The organism is Hydrogenophaga electricum, assembly GCF_030160815.1.
GTDB classification, from domain to species: domain Bacteria; phylum Pseudomonadota; class Gammaproteobacteria; order Burkholderiales; family Burkholderiaceae_C; genus Hydrogenophaga; species Hydrogenophaga electricum.
Map to the genome: position 1 here is coordinate 118,415 of NZ_BSPB01000009.1, position 18,380 is coordinate 136,794.

Annotated in this window: 15 protein-coding genes; 11 read left to right on the top strand and 4 right to left on the bottom strand. The window is 69.8% G+C overall.

The features are described from left to right. The first annotated feature begins 378 nt into the window (after positions 1-378). On the top strand, positions 379-2,283 hold the full coding sequence (locus tag QQK43_RS08340; RefSeq protein ID WP_284307385.1) for an ATP-binding cassette domain-containing protein: 1,905 nt from the start codon (positions 379-381) through the stop codon (positions 2,281-2,283). 37 nt (positions 2,284-2,320) lie between these two features. Next, positions 2,321-4,504 carry a PAS domain-containing hybrid sensor histidine kinase/response regulator gene (locus QQK43_RS08345; protein ID WP_284307386.1) on the top strand — a complete coding sequence of 728 codons (2,184 nt, stop codon included), beginning with the start codon at positions 2,321-2,323 and terminating at the stop codon, positions 4,502-4,504. On the opposite strand, the gene QQK43_RS08350 is transcribed toward QQK43_RS08345, so the two are convergent. Next, the gene (locus tag QQK43_RS08350; RefSeq protein WP_284307387.1) at positions 4,479-5,975 is read right to left on the bottom strand and encodes an aminotransferase-like domain-containing protein; all 1,497 of its coding nucleotides are present in this window, start codon (positions 5,973-5,975) and stop codon (positions 4,479-4,481) included. The two genes, QQK43_RS08345 and QQK43_RS08350, sit on opposite strands and share 26 nt — an antisense overlap. Positions 5,976-6,087: 112 nt before the next feature. On the opposite strand from QQK43_RS08350, the gene QQK43_RS08355 reads away from it, so the two are divergent. The 7 genes from QQK43_RS08355 to QQK43_RS08385 are packed head-to-tail and all read left to right on the top strand — an operon-like array spanning position 6,088 to position 11,560. Then, positions 6,088-6,729, top strand: coding sequence for a LysE family translocator (locus QQK43_RS08355; protein ID WP_284307388.1), 642 nt, complete (start codon positions 6,088-6,090; stop codon positions 6,727-6,729). After that, the gene (locus tag QQK43_RS08360; RefSeq protein ID WP_234267545.1) at positions 6,726-7,097 is read left to right on the top strand and encodes a cupin domain-containing protein; all 372 of its coding nucleotides are present in this window, start codon (positions 6,726-6,728) and stop codon (positions 7,095-7,097) included. Before QQK43_RS08355 ends, QQK43_RS08360 begins: the two co-directional genes overlap by 4 nt. Then, a complete protein-coding gene (locus QQK43_RS08365) occupies positions 7,094-8,263 on the top strand; it encodes an aminotransferase-like domain-containing protein (RefSeq protein WP_284307390.1) in 1,170 nt (389 codons plus the stop codon). The genes QQK43_RS08360 and QQK43_RS08365 overlap by 4 nt, the downstream gene beginning before the upstream one ends. Before the next feature lie 9 nt (positions 8,264-8,272). After that, positions 8,273-8,977: a glutathione S-transferase family protein gene (locus QQK43_RS08370; RefSeq protein WP_284307392.1), complete on the top strand. Its 705-nt coding sequence runs from the start codon at positions 8,273-8,275 to the stop codon at positions 8,975-8,977. 15 nt (positions 8,978-8,992) lie between these two features. Next, positions 8,993-9,841, top strand: a complete 849-nt coding sequence (locus tag QQK43_RS08375; protein WP_284307393.1) for a PhzF family phenazine biosynthesis protein — start codon at positions 8,993-8,995, stop codon at positions 9,839-9,841. Continuing rightward, positions 9,838-10,563, top strand: coding sequence for a VOC family protein (locus QQK43_RS08380; RefSeq protein WP_284307394.1), 726 nt, complete (start codon positions 9,838-9,840; stop codon positions 10,561-10,563). The genes QQK43_RS08375 and QQK43_RS08380 overlap by 4 nt, the downstream gene beginning before the upstream one ends. Before the next feature lie 31 nt (positions 10,564-10,594). Then, positions 10,595-11,560, top strand: a complete 966-nt coding sequence (locus tag QQK43_RS08385) for a threonine dehydratase (RefSeq protein WP_284307395.1) — start codon at positions 10,595-10,597, stop codon at positions 11,558-11,560. Positions 11,561-11,571: 11 nt separating this feature from the next. Here the strand turns inward: QQK43_RS08385 and QQK43_RS08390 are convergent, their stop codons facing one another. Then, a complete protein-coding gene (locus QQK43_RS08390) occupies positions 11,572-13,905 on the bottom strand; it encodes a hybrid sensor histidine kinase/response regulator (RefSeq protein WP_284307396.1) in 2,334 nt (777 codons plus the stop codon). A gap of 184 nt (positions 13,906-14,089) precedes the next feature. Between QQK43_RS08390 and QQK43_RS08395 the strand changes: the two genes are divergently transcribed. Continuing rightward, positions 14,090-14,761, top strand: a complete 672-nt coding sequence (locus QQK43_RS08395; RefSeq protein ID WP_284307397.1) for a histidine phosphatase family protein — start codon at positions 14,090-14,092, stop codon at positions 14,759-14,761. Positions 14,762-15,120: 359 nt separating this feature from the next. Here the strand turns inward: QQK43_RS08395 and QQK43_RS08400 are convergent, their stop codons facing one another. Next, positions 15,121-15,960 (bottom strand): creatininase family protein, encoded by an 840-nt coding sequence (locus QQK43_RS08400; protein WP_284307398.1) that lies wholly within the window; start codon positions 15,958-15,960, stop codon positions 15,121-15,123. 85 nt (positions 15,961-16,045) lie between these two features. Further along, positions 16,046-17,266 carry a class I SAM-dependent methyltransferase gene (locus QQK43_RS08405; RefSeq protein ID WP_370465239.1) on the bottom strand — a complete coding sequence of 407 codons (1,221 nt, stop codon included), beginning with the start codon at positions 17,264-17,266 and terminating at the stop codon, positions 16,046-16,048. A gap of 249 nt (positions 17,267-17,515) precedes the next feature. On the opposite strand from QQK43_RS08405, the gene QQK43_RS08410 reads away from it, so the two are divergent. Then, positions 17,516-18,380: protein-disulfide reductase DsbD domain-containing protein (locus QQK43_RS08410; RefSeq protein WP_284307399.1), on the top strand; the 865-nt coding region annotated here is incomplete at its 3' end.

The following is an 18,380-nucleotide window of genomic DNA, read 5'->3' on the forward strand; positions in this document are numbered from 1 at the left end:
CAGGCAGAGCCTTCGATTATAGAACAACTTTCGTCGTCTTGTCGAGTCTTTCGAAAAATTTCTTCAGAACCCGACTTTTTCGCCAACATCTCGAACCGCCAAGAGCATCAGCTCCCAGCACCTCTCGACATCACCACCCGCAACCAGCACCCTTGAGCACACAGCCTCAGTGATCAGCGAAGCCTTGTAGTATATACCTGTTTATAGCCTGATGTCAAAGGCGCCCAAAGTTTTTCACTTGGCGCTGCAGGCGCCAAAACCCCGAGGCATCTACAGCGCAACCCGTGGATCACCTGTAGGGTCCCTCTCTATATATAGAGGGCTCGATTTGGCGGGCCAGGATAATCCTCGGCTTGTTGTTCCTCTCCCTCCGGATCCATGGCGCTTCTCACCTTACAGGACGCCCAACTGGCCTATGGCCATGTGGCGCTGCTCGACCATACCGACTTTGCTCTTGAATCCCAGGAGCGCGTGGGCCTCATTGGTCGCAACGGCACGGGCAAGTCTTCGCTGCTCAAAGTACTGGCCGGACTTGAGCCCATCGACGATGGCGCCTTCCAGCAGCAGTCCGGTCTCCGTGTGGCCTACGTCCCTCAGGAGCCGGCGTTGGACGAGTCCGTCACGGTCTTCGAAGCCGCCAGCCTCGGGCTCGGGGAAGCGCGCACCTTGCGTGATCGCTATTTGCAAGGCAGCGACGCCGAAGACTTGCACCTGATCCAGGAGCGCATCGAGGCGCTGGATGCCTGGAACTGGGAACAGCGCGTGCAAGAAACCCTGCAGCGTCTGCATCTGGATGCCGAGGTAATCGTCGGCGCCTTGTCGGGCGGCAACCGCAAACGGGTGGCCTTGGCCCAGGCACTGGTGAGCCGCCCCGATGTGTTGCTGCTGGACGAGCCCACCAACCACCTGGACCTGGACAGCATTGCCTGGCTGGAAGAGCTTTTGCTGGCTTTCAAAGGCAGTGTGGTGACCATCAGCCATGACCGCGCCTTCCTGGATCGCATCACGACCCGCATCGTCGAGCTCGACCGCGGCCGCCTGGGTAGCTATCCCGGCAACTTTGCCCGTTATCAGGCGCTGAAAGAGGAGCAACTGGCCCAGGAAGCGGTCATCAATGCGCGCGCCGACAAGCTGCTGGCCCAGGAAGAGGTGTGGATCCGCAAGGGCGTCGAGGCCCGGCGAACCCGTGCCCAGGGACGCATCGTGCGCCTGCAGCGGCTGCGGGAAACCCGTGCTGCGCGGCGCGACACCGTGGGGCGCGTGCGCATGGAGGTGGCCAGCGGCACCGCCAGCGGCAAGATCGTGGCTGAGCTCGACAACGTGACGGTATCGTTCCCCCTTCCCGATGGCGGTCGTCAAACCGTGATCCGCGGACTGTCCACCACCATTCTGCGCGGCGACAAAGTGGGGCTGATCGGGCCGAACGGCGCCGGCAAGACCACCTTGCTCAAGACCTTGCTGGGGCAATTGGCACCTGACAGCGGCACGGTGCGCCAAGGCAGCAACCTCAGCGTGGCCTACTTCGACCAGATGCGCGAACAGGTGGATCTGGACGCCACGCTGGAGGACTTCATCAGCCCCGGCAGCGAATGGATCGAAATCGGGAACCGGCGCACCCACGTGCGCAGCTATCTGGGCGACTTCCTGTTTTCGCCCGCGCGCGCCAGTTCACCCGTTCGCACGCTCTCTGGCGGCGAACGCAACCGCCTGTTGCTCGCCCGTCTGTTCGCGCGCCCGGCCAACGTGCTGGTGCTGGACGAGCCCACGAACGACCTGGACATCGACACCCTGGAGCTGCTGGAAGACCTGCTTCAGCAGTACGAAGGCACGGTGTTCCTCGTCAGCCACGACCGACGCTTTCTCGACAACGTGGTGACCAGCACCCTGGTGGCCGAAGGCGAGGGCCGCTGGCGCGAATACGTGGGCGATGTGCAGGACTGGCTGACCCAGTCGGCACGGGCGACCGAACTCGCCACGCCTGCGGCTGCCAAACCCGAGCGGACCGCTGGCGCCGCGCCACCGGCAGAGGCCGACACCGCCGCGCCGCCCCCGGCGGCCGGCAAGCGCAAGCTCAGCTACAAGGAGCAGCGCGAGTTCGACGCACTGCCCGCCCGCATGGCCACACTGGAACAGGAACTGGCGGCGGTGGACAAAGAACTCGACGGCGGTCAACTATTTGGTACCCATCCGTCCAGAGCCGCTCAACTCGCCGGCCGACATGCCGAAATCGAGGCAGAATGGCTCCAGGCCCTCGAACGCTGGGAGGCGCTGGGCGGCCAGTGACCCACGGCGCGAAGCGCCCCTGCAGCCCTCGCGCCCCATGAAACCTGCCTCTGCGCATTCACCGCAACGTCTCGCCCAGGATTTGCAGCGTGCCCTGCAAGAACTGAGAGGTGAGCGGGAGCGGGTCCGGCAGTTGCTGGCCGAGGTGGACCGGCAGAACGGCGAAATCGACCGGCTTCGCAACTCGTTCCACCACGAATCCAACAGCCGCCTGCTGGCCGAAGAAGCGCTCGACGAAACCCGGGACCGGTTGGAGCTGGCTGTCGCCGCCGCCGGCCTGGCACTCTGGGACTGGCAGCTGAGTTCGAGCCAGGTGTTTCTCAACTCCCGCTGGGGCGAAATGATCGGCGACCTGCCGCAGGGCGGCTACTGGGATACCGACCGCCTGCTGGAGCGGGTGCATCCCGAAGACCGCCCGCGCGTGTCCGCCGAGGTGCGCGCCCTGCTGGCCGGGGAGGTTGCACGGGCGTCGGCAGAGTACCGCGTGCGCACGGCCCAGGGCTGGCTGTGGATCGAAAGCCATGGCATGGTGGCCGAACACGATGCCCTGGGGCGACCGCTGCGGCTGATGGGCACCCATGCCGACATCCGCGAACGCAAGCGCGTCGAGGCCGCCGGGGAGCAGGCCCGCGCGCTCGCCGAACAGGCCAGCCGGGCCAAGAGCGAGTTCCTGGCCAACATCAGCCACGAAGTCCGCACCCCGCTGAATGCGCTGATGGGCCTGACACGGCTGCTCATGGATTCGCCCCTCAACGCGGAACAGACCAACTGGCTCTCGCTGATGGACAGCTCGGCGCACGCCCTGCTGGCGCTGCTCAACGACGTGCTGGATCTCTCCCGCATCGAGGCCGGCAAGCTCATGCTGGAAGACGTGCAGTTTGATCTGGCAGAGGCGCTGGAGGATGTGGGGCGCCTGTACGCCGAGCAGGCCCAGGCCAAACCGCTGGGCTGGTCGCTGTCGATGGCGCCCGACCTGCCACCTCATATTCATGGCGACCCGGGCCGCCTGCGGCAGGTGCTGGGCAACCTGCTGTCCAACGCGCTGAAGTTCACGCCCCGGGGCGGGCAGGTCCGGCTGGAGGCTGACGTGCTGCACCCCGCCGAGGGCGGACCGCCCCGGTTGCGGTTGCGCGTGCGGGACACGGGCGTGGGCATCGCGCCGCGCCACCAGGCTCAGATCTTCGAGGCCTTCACCCAGGCCGACGCGTCGACCGCCCGACGCTTCGGCGGCAGCGGGCTCGGGCTGGCGATCTGCGCCCGGCTGGTGCAACTGATGGGCGGCGAAATCGCCGTGCAGAGCGCCCTCGGGCAGGGCAGCTGCTTCACCGTCACGCTGCCCTTGCGCGAGGCAGCGCCGGCCGACAGCGCGCCCCTGAGCGCCCCCATGGAGCTGGACGAACTGGCCCAGGCCGGCCAGCGCTTTGCCGGCCTGCGGGTGCTGCTGGCCGAAGATCACCCGGTCAACGAACTGATCACCAGCCAGCTGCTGCGCCGGCTCGGATGCACCGTCAGGCCCGCCCACGACGGGCACGAGGCGGTGGCCACCTGGGAACAGGGAGACACCGATCTGGTGCTGATGGATGTGCAGATGCCGGGCAGCAACGGCCTGGAAGCGACGCGCCGCATCCGGCTGCGCGAAATCGAGACCGGGCGCCCTCACACCCCGATCATTGCGGTGACCGCCAACGCCATGAACGGCGATCGCGATGCCTGCCTCGCCGCCGGCATGGACGGTTACGTGCCCAAACCCGTCAGCCCGCAAGCCCTGATCCGGGCGATGGACGATGCGCTGCTGAAAGTGCAAGGCGTGCGCGCAGCCGCCGCAGCGCCAGCGCCCGCCGTTCTTGGCGACACCCCGACCGCCAGCGCCGACGCCCTCGACCTCGAAAAGCTCCGCCGCCGGCTGGATGGCGATGAGGCCACCCTGCGCCAGCTCGCCGAGGTGATGCGCACCGACCTGGCCGCCCGGCTGGCCGAGCTGTACCAGGCGCTGCAGCGCCGCGATGCCGACGCGGCCATTGCCCACGCCCACGGCCTCAAGGGCTCGCTCGGCAGCATGACCGCCGACCGGGGCGCCCGCTTCGCCAAAGGACTGGAGCTGGCGGCACGCTCCAAGGACTGGAGCCTGTTCGAGCGCGCCCTGCCGCTGATGCAGGCCGAAGCACAGAAGATCGATGCCGCGCTGGCCGCCCTGCTCAGCGCGCGCCCGCCAGCCGGCTGAACGTGCGCCAGAAGGCGGCGTCCTGCGTGGTGGCGAAATTGATGCGCATGAGCGTGCTCGGCGCCCGGTTGGCATAAAACAGCGAGCCGGGCGCAGTCAGGTAGCCCTCATCCAGCAGGCGCTGGGCCAGCGCCTCGGTGTCGGTGCCCGTGTCCACCCAGCCGAACAGGCCGGCCGGCTCGGCCACGAAACGGCACCCGGCCGCCTGGGCCAGCTTGGCGCTCCGGCTGCGCGCCAGGTCAAGCCGGTGCCGAATGCGTTCGGCGTGCCGCCGCAGTTGCCCCTGCTCGATGCAATGCGCCATGGCGCGCTCCAGCAGGCTCGGCGTGGTCAGCGTGGCCAGCATCTTGGTGTCGAGCAGGCGCTCGGTCCAGTCGGGTGGCGCCACCAGGTAGCCCACCCGCCAGTTGGGCGCAAGGATCTTCGCAAACCCGCTCACGTAGATGGTGCGCTGCAGGCCGTCGAGCACGCCCATGCGGGTGGCGTGTTCGGGAGCGATGTGGCCGTAGGTGTCGTCTTCGACCACCAGGAAATGGTGGCGCTGAGCCAGTTGCAGCACGCGGTGGGCACTGGCCGGCGTGAGGCTGTAGCCGGTCGGGTTGTGCAGCACGCTCACACTCACAAACAGCTTGGGCGCGTGCGCCTCGCAGTAGCGCTCCATCACGGCCAGGTCGGGCCCGGCCGGGCCGCGCGGCACCGGCAGCACCCGCATGCCCAGCGCGTGCAACCGGGCGAATTCCACCGCCCAGCCCGGCTCTTCCACCATCACCGCGTCGCCGGGCTTGAGCAGCGTGCGGCTGACGATGTCCAGCGCGTGCGTCGCGCCCACGGTGGTGATGATCTGCGCCGGGTCGGCCGGCAGGCCCATGCCCTGCAGCCGCGTCGCCAGCACGCGGCGCAGCAGGCCGTCACCCTGTGGCTCGCCATAACGCAACGAGGCGTCGGCCAGCGCCGCGTGGGTGCTGACCTTGCGCACGGCCGCCGACATGAAGCTGTTTTCCAGCCATTCGGGCGGAAACACCCCGGCCCCCGGCTGCGGCTTGCCTTCGGACGGGTGGAACATGCCGCGGATCAGCGTCGCCGCGTTCACGGGCGCCACCATGCGCGGAACGGCAGCGCCCGGGGCGGTGGCCGGGCTTTTGCCGGCAGCGCTGCCCGCGGAGGCCGGCCCCCGCTCGCGCACGAAAAACCCCCGGTTGCGGCGCGCCTCCACCAGACCGCGCGCGAGCAGCTGGTCGTAGGCCGCCACCACCGTCGACGGGTTCAGCCCGTGCTGCTGGGCGCACTGGCGCACACTGGGCAGCCGCGCGCCGGGCGCGAGCAGGCGGTCGCGGATGCGGCTGGCAAAGCGCTCGGCCAGCTGCTCCGTCAGGGTCTGGGCCGCGGTGCGCGAGAGCGTCGCTCCGGGAACGGGCGCGACCGGCAGATCGTCGACCGAAGGCGTCTGGGGTGTATGGACAGGATCAACCATACAGATGCGAAAACTGAGCCATGAAAGTGTATGGAATGTGTATGGATGCCAAGGATAAAGTGTCTGCTCCTATCCCGCAACACCCTCGCACCTGCTTCATGCCCCTCACCCCATGACCGCCAGCGAATTCAGCGCCCTGCTGGTGCTGGCCACGGCCACCAGCTTCACCCCGGGCCCCAACACGACCCTGTCGACCGCCCTGGCTGCCAACCAGGGGCTGCGCCGCGCACTGCCCTTCGTGTGCGCCGTGCCGGTGGGCTGGTCGCTGCTGCTGGCCCTGTGCTCGGCCGGGGTGGGGGCGCTGGTGCTGGCGCAACCCCTGCTGCGCAGCGCCATCCTGGCCGGTGGCTGCGCCTACCTGGGTTGGCTGGCCCTGCGGCTGTGGCGCAGCCGGGCGCTCGGGCAGGCCGACAGCCAACGCCTGAGCGCCGGTTTTGGCGAAGGCGTGTTGCTGCAGTTTCTCAACATCAAGGCCTGGATGCTGGCGCTGTCCATCGTGGCGGGCTGGATCGCCGGACATGACGACGCCTGGCAACGGTTCGCTCAGGTGCTGCCACTGATGCTCGCCTTCGCCTTCTTCAGCAACCTGACCTACGCGCTGGTGGGTTCGCTCCTGCGCGAGTGGCTGGCCGGCCCGCTCGAACAGGGTCAGCCCAGCGGCCGGCGCCTGCAGGTTTTCAACCGCGTGATGGCCAGCGCCCTGGTGCTCACGGCCATCTGGATGCTGATGCGCGGCCTGGGAGCGCCGGCATGAACGCGCTCGCCGCCGCCACCCCCGACCTGCACCGCCTGCTGGCCGGACTGCCGGGGCCGGTCAGTGCCGACTATCCCCACGGCCAGCCATTTGTGCAGGCGCTGTCGCACGGCTCGCTCCGGGTCGAGCTGTTCGTGCCCGCCACCTCGCGCCTGGGCCGCGACATCCAGTCACCCCACCCGCAGGACGAGCTGTACGTGATCCAGCACGGCCGTGCCCGGCTGCGTGTCGGTGACCACTGCGGTCCGGTGCGCGCGGGCGACCTGCGCCTGGTGCGCGCCGGCGTCGCCCACCGCTTTGAAGAATTCAGTCGAGACTTTGCAACCTGGGTCGTGTTTTTCGGCCCGCCTGGAGGAGAACGTCCATGACCTGGACCCTGGCGCAACGCGCCCACAAGATGAACCCTTCCGTGATCCGCGAGATCCTCAAGGTCACCGAAAAACCCGGCATCATCAGCTTCGCTGGCGGCCTGCCTTCGCCCAAGACCTTCCCGGTCGACGCCTTCGCCCAGGCCTGCGAAACGGTGCTGCGCACCGACGGCCGTGCCGCCCTGCAGTACGCCGCCAGCGAAGGCTACCGCCCGCTGTGCGAGTGGGTCGCGCGGCAGTTGCCCTGGGACGTCAGCCCCGAGCAGGTGCTCATCACCACCGGCAGCCAGCAGGGCCTGGACCTGGTGGCCAAGGTGCTGATCGACGAAGGCAGCACCGTGCTGGTGGAAACGCCGACCTACCTCGGCGCCCTGCAGGCCTTCACGCCCATGGAGCCGACCATCGTCAGCGTGGACAGCGACGCCGAAGGCATCGTGGTGGACGATCTGGTGAAGAAAGCCCCGGGCGCGCGTTTCCTGTACGTGCTGCCCAACTTCCAGAACCCCACGGGCCGCAGCATGAGCGAAGCGCGCCGGCAGGCCCTGGTGGACGCCGCGCAGACGGCCGGCCTGCCCATCGTGGAAGACAACCCCTATGGCGACCTGTGGTTTGACCAGCCGCCGCCGAAGCCGCTGACCGCGCGCTGCCCCGAAGGCTGCATCTACTTGGGCTCGTTCTCCAAGGTGCTGGCGCCGGGCCTGCGCCTGGGCTACGTGGTCGCACCCCCGGCGATCATGCCCAAGCTGCTGCAGGCCAAGCAGGCGGCCGATCTGCACAGCCCCAGCTTCAACCAGCGGATGGTGGCCGAAGTACTCAAGGACGGCTTCCTCGACCGCCACGTGCCCACCATCCGCGCGCTCTACAAGCGTCAGTGCCAGGCCATGCTCGACGCGCTGAAGCAGGAGATGGCGGGGCTGGACGTGCAGTGGAATTCGCCCGACGGCGGCATGTTCCTGTGGGCGCGCCTGCCCGCCGGGGTCGACGCCATCGCGCTGCTGCCCAAGGCCGTGGACAAGGGCGTGGCCTTCGTGCCCGGCGCCGCCTTCTACGCCGACGACGCCGACCCGCGCACGCTGCGCCTGTCCTTCGTGACGGCCAGCGAAGAGCAGATCCGCATCGGCATCAAGGCGCTGGCCGACGCCGTCCGCGAAGCGGTGCAGGGCTGAAGGACCGACATGGCTCCCGCGCCCGCCACTTCGTGTGCTTCGCTGTCCCCCGGCGGCGACCGCACCCCGCTCAAGCTCTGGGGCCGGATCAGCTCGATCAATGTGCGCAAGGTGGTGCTGTGCGCCCAGATGCTGGGCGTGCCCTTCGAGCGCATCGACGCGGGCCTGAGCCACGGCGTGGTGGACACGCCCGACTACCGCGCCAAGAACCCCAACGGTCTGGTGCCGCTGCTGGAAGACGGCGACTTCACGCTCTGGGAGTCGAACGCCATCGTGCGCTACCTGTGTGCCCGCCAGGCCGAAGCCGCGGCGAGCCCCGATGGAACGGCGCCCGACTGGTACCCCGCCGACCTGCAACACCGCGCCGACGCCGAGCGCTGGATGGACTGGCAGCAGACCACGCTCAACCCTGCCGGCAGCCCCGCCTTCAAACAGTGGTTCCGCACGCCCGCCGCGCAACGCGATCCGGTGGTCATCGCGGCCTCGGTGGCGGCGGCCGAGCCACTGTTCGCACAGCTGAATGACCACCTGGCCCACCAGCCCTTCATGGCCGGTGCGGCGCTCACCATGGCCGACATCCCGATCGCCTGCGAGGTCCACCGCTGGTGGGGCCTGCCGCAGCCGCGCCCGGCCTGGCCGCACCTCGAACGCTGGTACGCCCACTGGCTCAGCCAGCCCGCCAGCCGCGGCGTGCTCGACCTGCCCCTGTCCTGACACCGGAGAACCTTCATGCCGACACGCGCCTTCAAACAGGTCGACGTCTTCACCACCACACCCTACCGCGGCAACCCGCTGGCGGTGGTGCTCGACGGCACGGACCTGGACACGGCCACGATGCAGCACTTCACCAACTGGACCAACCTGTCCGAATGCACCTTCGTGCTGCCGCCCACGCCCGAGGGCGCGGCCGCCGGCGCCGACTACCGCGTGCGCATCTTCTGCCCCGGGCGCGAACTGCCGTTCGCAGGCCACCCCACGCTGGGCACCTGCCACGCCTGGCTGCAGGCCGGCGGCACACCGCGCGGCGAGCAGGTGGTGCAGGAATGCGGCGTGGGGCTGGTGAAGATCCAGCGCGACGGCGACCGGCTCGCGTTTGCGGCGCCGCCGCTGCGCCGGGGCGGACCGCTGGACGAAGCCGACCTGGCGCTGATCGCCCGCGGCCTGGGCGTGGCACGCGAAGACATCAGCGCGCACGCCTGGTGCGACAACGGGCCGCAATGGCGCGGCGTGATGCTGCGCAGCGCCGAACAGGTGCTGGCGCTGCGGCCGGACGCCGAGTGCCTGGAAGGCCTGGAAATCGGCGTGGTCGCGCCCCAGACCTCGGGCGAGACGCAGTTCGAGGTGCGCGCCTTCTTCCCCGGCAACCACAGCCTGACCGAAGACCCGGTGACCGGCAGCCTCAACGCCGCGCTGGCGCAGTGGCTCATCGGCGCCGGCCTGGCGCCCGATCGCTACGTGGCCGCGCAAGGCACGGTGCTGGCGCGCGAAGGCCGGGTGCACATCCAGCGCGACGCCGGCGGCACGATCTGGGTCGGCGGCGCCAGCGTCACCTGCATCGACGGCCTGGTGCAACTGTGACCGCCGCCGCTCCCGCCCAGCTCGACCACCTGGTGGTCGCCGCACGCACGCTGGACGATGGCGTGGCCTGGTGCCGGGCCACCCTGGGCGTGGAGCCCGGCCCCGGCGGCGCGCACCCGCTGTTCGGCACCCACAACCGGCTGCTGCGGCTGGACAGCGTCGACCACCCGCGGGCCTACCTGGAGATCATCGCCATCGATCCGCCGGTGCGGCCTCAGCGCGCCCCGGGCTTGAAGCGCTGGTTCGACCTCGACGACCCGGCCCTGCAGGCCCGGCTCGCACAACAGGGGCCGCAACTGGTGCACTGGGTGGCGGCCGTGCCCGATCTCGCGGCCGCGACGGCGGCCTGGGCCGCGCTGGGCATCGACCGTGGCCCGGCGCTCGCGGCGTCGCGCCCCACGCCGGACGGCCTGCTGCAGTGGCAGATCACCGTGCGCGACGACGGGCAACGCCTGTTCGACGGCGCCTTGCCAACCCTGATCCAGTGGGGCGACACGCACCCGTCGGCCCGCATGGCCAGCGCCGGTCTGACCCTGCGCAGCCTGCACCTGCAGCATCCGCAGGCCGACCGCCTGCAACAGGCTCTGGCCGCCATTGGCCTAACCAGCGTGGCGGCCTCTGCAGGGCCGGCACGCCTCATCACCCGCCTGAGCGGGCCCGACGGGCAAGAGCGGTGCCTGACGCATCCGCTGCTGGCCGCCGGCAACCCCTCTTTCCCCTGAGCGGCACACCGCCGCACCGAAGAACCGCCCCATGACCCTGCCCACCCGCACCGACATCGAAGCCGCCGCCGAGGTGGTGTACCGCGAATTCCCGCCCACGCCGCAGTACCGCTGGGCGCTGCTGAGCCAGCGCCTGGGCACCGACTGCTGGGTCAAACACGAAAACCACACCCCGGTGGGCGCGTTCAAGATCCGGGGCGGGCTGACCTACTTCGACCAGTTGCGCCGGCGCGGCGAGCTGCCGCGCGAAGTGATCAGCGCCACCCGCGGCAACCACGGCCAGAGCATCGGCTGGGCCGCGCGCGCCCACGGCGTGCGTTGCACCATCGTCGTGCCGCATGGCAATTCGGTGGAAAAAAACGCGGCCATGCGGGCGCTGGGCGTGCAGCTCATCGAACACGGCAGCGACTTCCAGGAAAGCCGCGAACACGCCATGCAACTGGCGGCCGAACGCGGCGCCCACATGGTGCCCAGCTTTCACCCCGACCTGCTGCGCGGCGTCAGCACCTACTGGTGGGAATTCCTGCGCGCCGTGCCCGATCTGGCGGTGGCCTACGTGCCCATCGGCCAGGGCTCGGGCGCCTGCGCCGCAATCGCGGCCAAAACCGCGCTGAACCACCCGGTGCGCCTGGTCGGCGTGATCAGCGCGCACGCCACCACCTATGCCGACTCGCTGGCGGCGGGCCGCGTGGTCGAAGCCCCCGTGTCCACCGAGCTGGCCGATGGCATGGCCTGCCGGGTGGCCGATGCCGCGGCACTGGCGATCCTGGGCCCCCACCTCCACCACCTGGTGCCGGTGAGCGACGCCGACGTGGCCCAAGCCATGCGCTGGCTGTTCGCCGACACCCACAACGTGGCCGAAGGCGCTGGCGCGGCGGCCCTGGCGGCGGCCTGGCAGGAACGCGATCAACTGGCCGGTCGGCCGGTGGGCATCGCCCTGACGGGCGGCAATGTCGACAGCGCCGTGCTGGCGCGGGTGCTGGGCGCGGCGGCCTGAAAGAAACCGCCTCAGGCGGCGGCCGGCCGGACCAGGCGGGCCACGACCTCGCAGAACGCCTCGACGGCGTCGGTCTTGAACACCACTTCGGCCACGCCGACGGCGTCGGCCTCGGACTGCAGTTCGTCGCTGATGTAGCCAGAAGCCACCGCCACCGGCAACCCCGGGCTGATGGCCCGCACCGCGCGCGCCACATCCAGCCCCGACATGCCCGGCATGTTGTAGTCGGTCATCAGCAGGTCGAAGCGCTCGGGTGCGGCGCGCACCGCATCGATGGCTTCCTGCTGGTCGGTGAAGGCCGACACCTGGTAACCCCGACGCTCCAGCAGGCGACGCACCAGGAACACCAAGGTGTCGTCGTCATCGAGATACAGGATGTGTCGGGGCGTCGCGGGTGTTTCGGCCATCGGGCTCACCTCCGGTGAAGCGGGTACAGGATCAGCTGACATTGTGACCGCTTCGGCCGGTGCCGGGGCGCCCTCACCTGCCGTCGCAGTCACGGCCGGCACCGAAGCCGGCTGCGTCATGGCCGACGCCCCCGGGAAATAGAGCGAAAACCGCGTGCCCTCCGCCGTGCCCGAACAGACTTCAATCGCGCCGCCGTGCGCCTGCACGATGCCCAGCACCACCGACAGCCCCAGCCCGGTGCCGCGGCCCACGGCCTTGGTGGTGAAGAAGGGTTCGAAGATGCGCGCACGGGTCGCCTCGTCCATGCCGCAGCCGTCGTCGGCCACGGTGATGCACACCGCATCCACGCCGTCCTGCCGGCAGGTCTGCGCCACCTCGTCCGGGAGTTCGGCCGCGTCGTGCCGGACACCACGCACCTGGTATTCGATGCGGCCGGACCGGCCTTCGAGCGCGTGGATGGCGTTGGTGCCCAGGTTCAGCAGCACCTGACCCAGCTGGGTAGCGTCGGCCCGCAAGGCCGGCGTGGCCGGGTCGATGGTGGTGAACAGTTGCACCTGCGGCGTGATCGCCGTGCGCAGCAGGGCACAGGTTTCGTTGACGATGGTCGCCGGCTCCACCGGCATGCGCTCCAGCGGCTGCTGGCGCGAGAACGCCAGGATCTGGCGCACCAGCTCGCGCCCGCGGCGCGCGGCCGCGCTGATTTCGTGCAGGCTTTCCTGCGCCGGCGAACCCGCGCCCACGTCCTGCCGGGCCAGGTCCGCATTGCCCAGAATGGCCGCCAGGATGTTGTTGAAGTCGTGCGCCACGCCGCCGGCCAGCGTGCCCAGCGCCTCCATCTTCTGCGACTGCGCCAGATGCTGTTCAAGCACCTCGCGCTCGGCCTGCGCCTGCTTGAGCGAGGTGATGTCCACAAACGTGAAAACGACGTGTTGCAGACCGCCGAGCACGTCGTTCTCCGGATAGGCGTTGCACAGCGCCCAGCGCAGCGCCGGGGCATTCGGCTGGTGAAAGCCCAGCACCATGTCCGACACCGGCCGCCCTGTGGCCAACACCCGCTCGAACGGCCGCTCGAACGGCCGCTCGGGGCGCGGCATGCGCTGCCCGCTTTCCCGCAGGGGCTTCCACACCGGCAGCATGTGCACCACACCCTGGTCGGCCAGACCCAGGAAACGGCGCGCCGCCGAATTGATGGTCACCACGCTGTGGTCGGGCCGGAACACGATCACCCCGGCGCCGAGGTTTTCGACCAGGGCGCGCCATTCGGCCTCGCGGCTGGCCATCGAGTGGCGCGCCTGCTCGGCGTCACGCCGCAGGCGCAGCGACACCAGCGCCGCGTAGAGCACCGCCCGCAGCAGCTTGGTCATCAGGAAAGCGAACAGAAACGCCGGCATCACATCGGGCCAGACCAGCCCGCTCGCAACCACCACCGCAGCCAGCGCCAGCAGAACCGCTCCTTCGAACAGCGTCAGCAGCCGCAACGCGTTGAACTCCGGCACCTGCCAGCCTCCGTCGACCTGCTGGAGATCGCGCAGCGCCAGCGTGGCCGCGACCAGAACAGGCAGAGAGAACAGCACAAAACGCGTGCCCAAGCCATCGCTGACGGCATAGAGCCCTGCATGGGCCAATGTCAGCGCCCCCATGGTCAGCGCCACCAATCGAAGCGGCAACGGCAGGCGCAGATAACTGCGCAAGCCCAACCAGACCATCAGCACACTGGCATTGACCGCCAGACTGGCCAGGATCGCCGCTTGGGGCGGCCCACCCCCGGCCCGCAGCCACAGCCCGAGCGACCCCAGGAGGCTCGCCACCGATGCCAGCGACCACCACCCCGGCCCGCGGATGGACGGGTAGCGCCGGGCCTGCGCCCAGAAGGCCAGCGCGATCAGCACGTCCGCGCCCATCCGCACCAGCACCAGCGTGGGCAGATCAAGCGTCATGAAGCGCGAACCAGACGGACATCACGCCATTGGAACACGGCCGCGTGACGGTCAAGCACGCGAAAAATCACCCGGAAAACGCCCATTTCCCAGTGCCTCGCTGACGGGCCGGCGCCACGCCAGTCACTGCCCAGTCACTGCCGGGACAAACGCGGCCCGGTGGGCTCGCACAGAATCGCCGCCCATGGGAAACCTTTACCTTGTGCGCCACGGACAGGCGTCATTCGGCGCCGCCGACTACGACCAGCTCAGCCCCCTCGGCCGGCAACAGGCCGAGCGGCTCGGCCGTTACTGGGCCGAACGCGGACTGCGGCCAGCCGCCGTGCTCATGGGCTCGCTGCGCCGCCATGCGCAGACCTGGGCCGGCATCGCCGAAGGGGCCGGCTTCGACCTCGAACCGCTGGTCTGGCCCGGCCTCAACGAATACGACAGCGAGGCGGTGATCCGCGCGATCCACCCCCAGCCACTGGAAAAACCCCAGACGCCCGAGGGCTACCGGCAGCACTTCCGGGTGCTGCGCGACGGACTGCGTCAGTGGATGGACGGCACCATCAGCCCCGAGGGCATGCCCAGCTACGACGCCTTCGCGCACGGCGTGACCAGCGCGCTGGACCACGTGCGCGGCCAGCACCACGGGCAGGACGTGATCATCGTCTCCAGCGGCGGCCCGATCTCCACCGCCGTGGGCCGTGTGCTGGGCCTGAGCCCCGACACCACGATCGAACTGAACCTGCGCATTCGCAACAGCGCGGTGACACAGTTCCAGTTCAACCCCAAGCGGCACAGCCTGCTGACCTACAACACGCTGCCCCATCTCGACAGTCCGGATTACACGGACTGGATCACCTTCGCCTGAGCGGCGCTGCACAGTCCCCTGGCGTGCGCCTGGATGCCCGCGTTCGCGGGCATGACGGGACTGGCGTCGCGGGCTGACGGGCTGACGGGCTGACGGGCTGACGGGCTGACGGGCTGACGGGCTGACGGGCTGACGGGCTGACGGGCTGACGGGCTGACGGGCTGGCGGAGCAGGACGAACGGTGATGCCACGCCGGCGTTTCTGCACGGGCAGTAACCCAGCGGCAGCGTGTCTGTCGTGCCCACAACCTTGCCCGTCGTTCCCGCGCAGGCGGGAACCCAGCCCCCGCACAACCACGCCCAAACCCACACATCTGGATGCCCGCGTCCGCAGGCATGGCGGTCTTCTCGCAGGCTGCGTTACCGCGCCGGGTAGGCCGGCTGCTCGTTCAGCGTGTCCGGCGGCAAACGGTCGATCTCGCCCAGCAGCCGGGCCAGCGCCCGGCCGGCGGCGTCAAGCAGGGCGTGGCCGTCTTCGGCCGTGGCCGCCGCGGCATTGCCGGCGGCGCCTTCGGGGTGGTAGTCCTGCATCATCCAGGCCAGCTTGGCGCTGCGGCCGTTGCCCAGCGTGGCGAAACGTTCGGCCCGGTCCTGCGACGTGGAGCGGAAATCCCGTGCCCGGTCCTGGCGCACGCGCCCGGGCGCCAGCGCCAGCATCAGCGACGTTTCCACCGCGCCCGCGTGCACGCCGAACCGGTGTTCGGCCGCGCTGAAGCGCTCATTGACGTCGCGCCCGTCGGGGTCGGTCAGGGGCAGGTTGAACCAGTTGACGCTGTAGACCAGCAGGCCAAGCCGGGCCCGCAGGTCGCGCGCCACCAGGTCGAGTGCGCCCACCTGCCCGCCGTGGCTGTTGAACAGCACCAGCTTGCGCACCCCGCTGGCGGCCACGCATTCACCGATCTCCGTCCACACCCGGATCAGCGTTTCCGCCTTCAGCGTCAGCGTGCCGGCAAAACGCGTGTGCTCGGGCGAGAAGCCGATGGCCTGCGTGGGCAGAAACAGCGCCGGCAGATCGGCCGGCAGGTGCGGCAGGGCCGCCGCGATCACGCCGTTGACGATGTCGGTGTCCACCGACAGCGGCAGGTGCGGCCCATGTTGTTCGGTGGCCGCCACCGGCAGCACCGCGATGGCGCGGGCGCGGTCCAGCGCAGCGAAGTCGGCGGTGCTGAGGTCGGCCCAGTGGCGTGGCGTGGCGTTCATGGGTCGGATCTTAGGCCAAGGCCGGCGCTCGCACCGCCTTGCCGACCGCGCCAACGCAGGCTGGCACGGGCTGGCACGCGCCGGTTCAGGGGTAGAGCCAGCGCCGCGACCAGGGCAGTTCGCGCGCGCTGCGCCCCGCCGGCCGGCACAGCACCTGGAACAGCGCGATCTCGTCGTGCTCGAAGGCCCAGGCGCAACCGGCCAGGTACACGCGCCAGATGCGCCAGTGCCGCTCGTCCACCAGTTGCCGCAGCGACTCGGTCCGGGCCTCGAAGGCGTCGCTCCAGCACTGCAGGGTGCGCGCGTAGTGGCGGCGCAGGTTTTCCACGTCAAAGGCCTCCAGCCCACCTTCCTGCAGCGTGCGCAGCACGGTGCCGATGTGCGGCAGCTCGCCCTGCGGGAAGACGTAGCGCTCGATGAAGCCCCCGCCGCCGTGGGCCGTCTCACCGTCCTGCGGATCGGTGCTGGTGATGCCGTGATTCATGGCCCAGCCGTCGGGCACCAGCAGGTCGCGGATGCGCGTGAAGTACGGCGTCAGGTGGTTCAGCCCCACGTGCTCGAACATGCCGACGCTGGTGATGCGGTCGAACGGCCCGTCGCTCACGTCGCGGTAATCCTGCAGGCGGATGTCGATCCGGTCCTGCAGGCCCGCCGCCTGCACACGTTCGGTCGCCAGATCGAACTGCTGCTGCGACAGCGTGATGCCGACGCAGCGCGCGCCGAACTTCTGCGCCGCCCGCAGCACCAGCGCGCCCCAGCCACAACCGATGTCGAGCAGCCGCTGGCCCGGCGCCAGCCGGACCTTGGTGAGGATGTGGTCGATCTTCTTTTCCTGCGCCTGGGCCAGCGTCTCGTCGCCGTTCTCAAAATAGGCGCAGGAATAGACCATCGCCGGGTCCAGCCACTGGGCATAGAAGGCGTTGGACACGTCGTAGTGGTACTGGATGGCCTGGCGGTCGCTTTGCCGCGTGTGCTGGAAGCTGCGCCGGATGCGCCCGAGCAGCCCGCCTTCGGGCTCGGCCGTGTCGGCCAGCCGGTGGGCCACGGCCAGGATGTCGCCCAGGCGGCCTTCGACATCGATCAGGCCTTCCACGTAAGCCTCGCCCAGCGTGGCCAGGCTGGGGTCGATCAGCAGCCGCAGCGCCTGCGGGTCGCGCACGCGAATCTCCACCTGCGGCTGTTCAAAATCACCCAGGGCCAGCGACGCGCCGCCGCTGTCGCCCCAGCGCAAACGTACCGGCAGGTTCGCTGTGCGCCGCACCCGCTGCGCCCATGGCTGCAGAGCCAGTTCCACCATCGATCCCATGCATGCACCTCCATGCCGACAGGTCGTTGAAAGACAAGCGAACCCGCTTTTTAGCCCAATCGGGCGGGGCTGTGAACCGCATGGGCATTCAAACGCCTCTATCGAAGCGATAGCACGGCCCCGCCATCCAACAGCCAGCGCTGATATTTGGCGACAATCTCCGGCAGCAGCGGGAACCCCGGCCGGGGTGCCGCGCTCCTATCTGCGGGCCCTCCCGGCCCGCGCCCGCCCCCTCGCCCCACGTTCACCATGCTCGGTTTCGCCGCTTTGTTGTCTTCGCTGTTTCCGCCGTTGCGCCGGCTGGCTTTTCTGGGGCTGGCAGCGCTGTGGGGAGCCACCGGGGCGTCGGCGCAGAGCCTGTTGGCCGGCCCGGTGGTCAGCACCGCCCAGGTGCGCGCCGAACTCATGGCCCACGCGCCCCAGGGCGCCGCGCCGGGCGCCACCGTCTGGGTCGGCCTGCAACTGCGCCACACCCCCGACTGGCACACCTACTGGAAGAACCCGGGCGATTCGGGCCTGCCCACCGAACTGAACTGGACCCTGCCGCCCGGCGTGAGCGCGGGCGCCATCCAGTGGCCCACGCCGCGCAAGTTCCCGCTCGGCACCCTGGCCAACTACGGCTACGACGGCACCGTGCTGCTGCCCGTGCCGCTGACCGTGGAGCCCGGCTTCAGCGGCCAGCAGATCGACGTGCAGCTCCAGGCCAACTGGCTGGTCTGCCGCAAGGAATGCATTCCCGAAGAAGGCAGCTTCAGCCTGCGCATTCCCGTGCTGGGCTCGACCGCCTTGAACGGCGCCGCCTTCAACGACGCGCTGGCGGCCGCGCCCAGCGCCCAGCCCACCGGTGCCAGCCAGGTCAGCCCCGGCGACGGCTTCTTGCAGGTGTCGCTGGCCGACCTGCCCGAACGCCTGCGCGGCCGCCCGCTGGAATTCTTCCCCGAAGCGCCCGGCCTGATCGAACCCGGATCGCCCTGGACCCAGGCCTGGGACGGCAGCCGCTGGACGGCCCGCGTGCCGCTGTCGCCGCACCGCGCCGACGCACCCGCCCAGCTCGCGCTGGTGGTGGCCCCGGCCCAGCCGCCGGGCGAAGGCCCGGGCACCGACGGTGTGCGGC

Excerpts from the sequence above, each read along its gene's own strand:
- QQK43_RS08340 (WP_284307385.1), top strand. The coding sequence starts at position 379 with ATGGCGCTTCTCACCTTACAGGACGCCCAACTGGCCTATGGCCATGTG.
- QQK43_RS08345 (WP_284307386.1), top strand. The coding sequence starts at position 2,321 with ATGAAACCTGCCTCTGCGCATTCACCGCAACGTCTCGCCCAGGATTTG.
- QQK43_RS08350 (WP_284307387.1), bottom strand. The coding sequence starts at position 5,975 with ATGGTTGATCCTGTCCATACACCCCAGACGCCTTCGGTCGACGATCTG.
- QQK43_RS08355 (WP_284307388.1), top strand. The coding sequence starts at position 6,088 with ATGACCGCCAGCGAATTCAGCGCCCTGCTGGTGCTGGCCACGGCCACC.
- QQK43_RS08360 (WP_234267545.1), top strand. The coding sequence starts at position 6,726 with ATGAACGCGCTCGCCGCCGCCACCCCCGACCTGCACCGCCTGCTGGCC.
- QQK43_RS08365 (WP_284307390.1), top strand. The coding sequence starts at position 7,094 with ATGACCTGGACCCTGGCGCAACGCGCCCACAAGATGAACCCTTCCGTG.
- QQK43_RS08370 (WP_284307392.1), top strand. The coding sequence starts at position 8,273 with ATGGCTCCCGCGCCCGCCACTTCGTGTGCTTCGCTGTCCCCCGGCGGC.
- QQK43_RS08375 (WP_284307393.1), top strand. The coding sequence starts at position 8,993 with ATGCCGACACGCGCCTTCAAACAGGTCGACGTCTTCACCACCACACCC.
- QQK43_RS08385 (WP_284307395.1), top strand. The coding sequence starts at position 10,595 with ATGACCCTGCCCACCCGCACCGACATCGAAGCCGCCGCCGAGGTGGTG.
- QQK43_RS08390 (WP_284307396.1), bottom strand. The coding sequence starts at position 13,905 with ATGACGCTTGATCTGCCCACGCTGGTGCTGGTGCGGATGGGCGCGGAC.
- QQK43_RS08395 (WP_284307397.1), top strand. The coding sequence starts at position 14,090 with ATGGGAAACCTTTACCTTGTGCGCCACGGACAGGCGTCATTCGGCGCC.
- QQK43_RS08400 (WP_284307398.1), bottom strand. The coding sequence starts at position 15,960 with ATGAACGCCACGCCACGCCACTGGGCCGACCTCAGCACCGCCGACTTC.
- QQK43_RS08405 (WP_370465239.1), bottom strand. The coding sequence starts at position 17,266 with ATGGGATCGATGGTGGAACTGGCTCTGCAGCCATGGGCGCAGCGGGTG.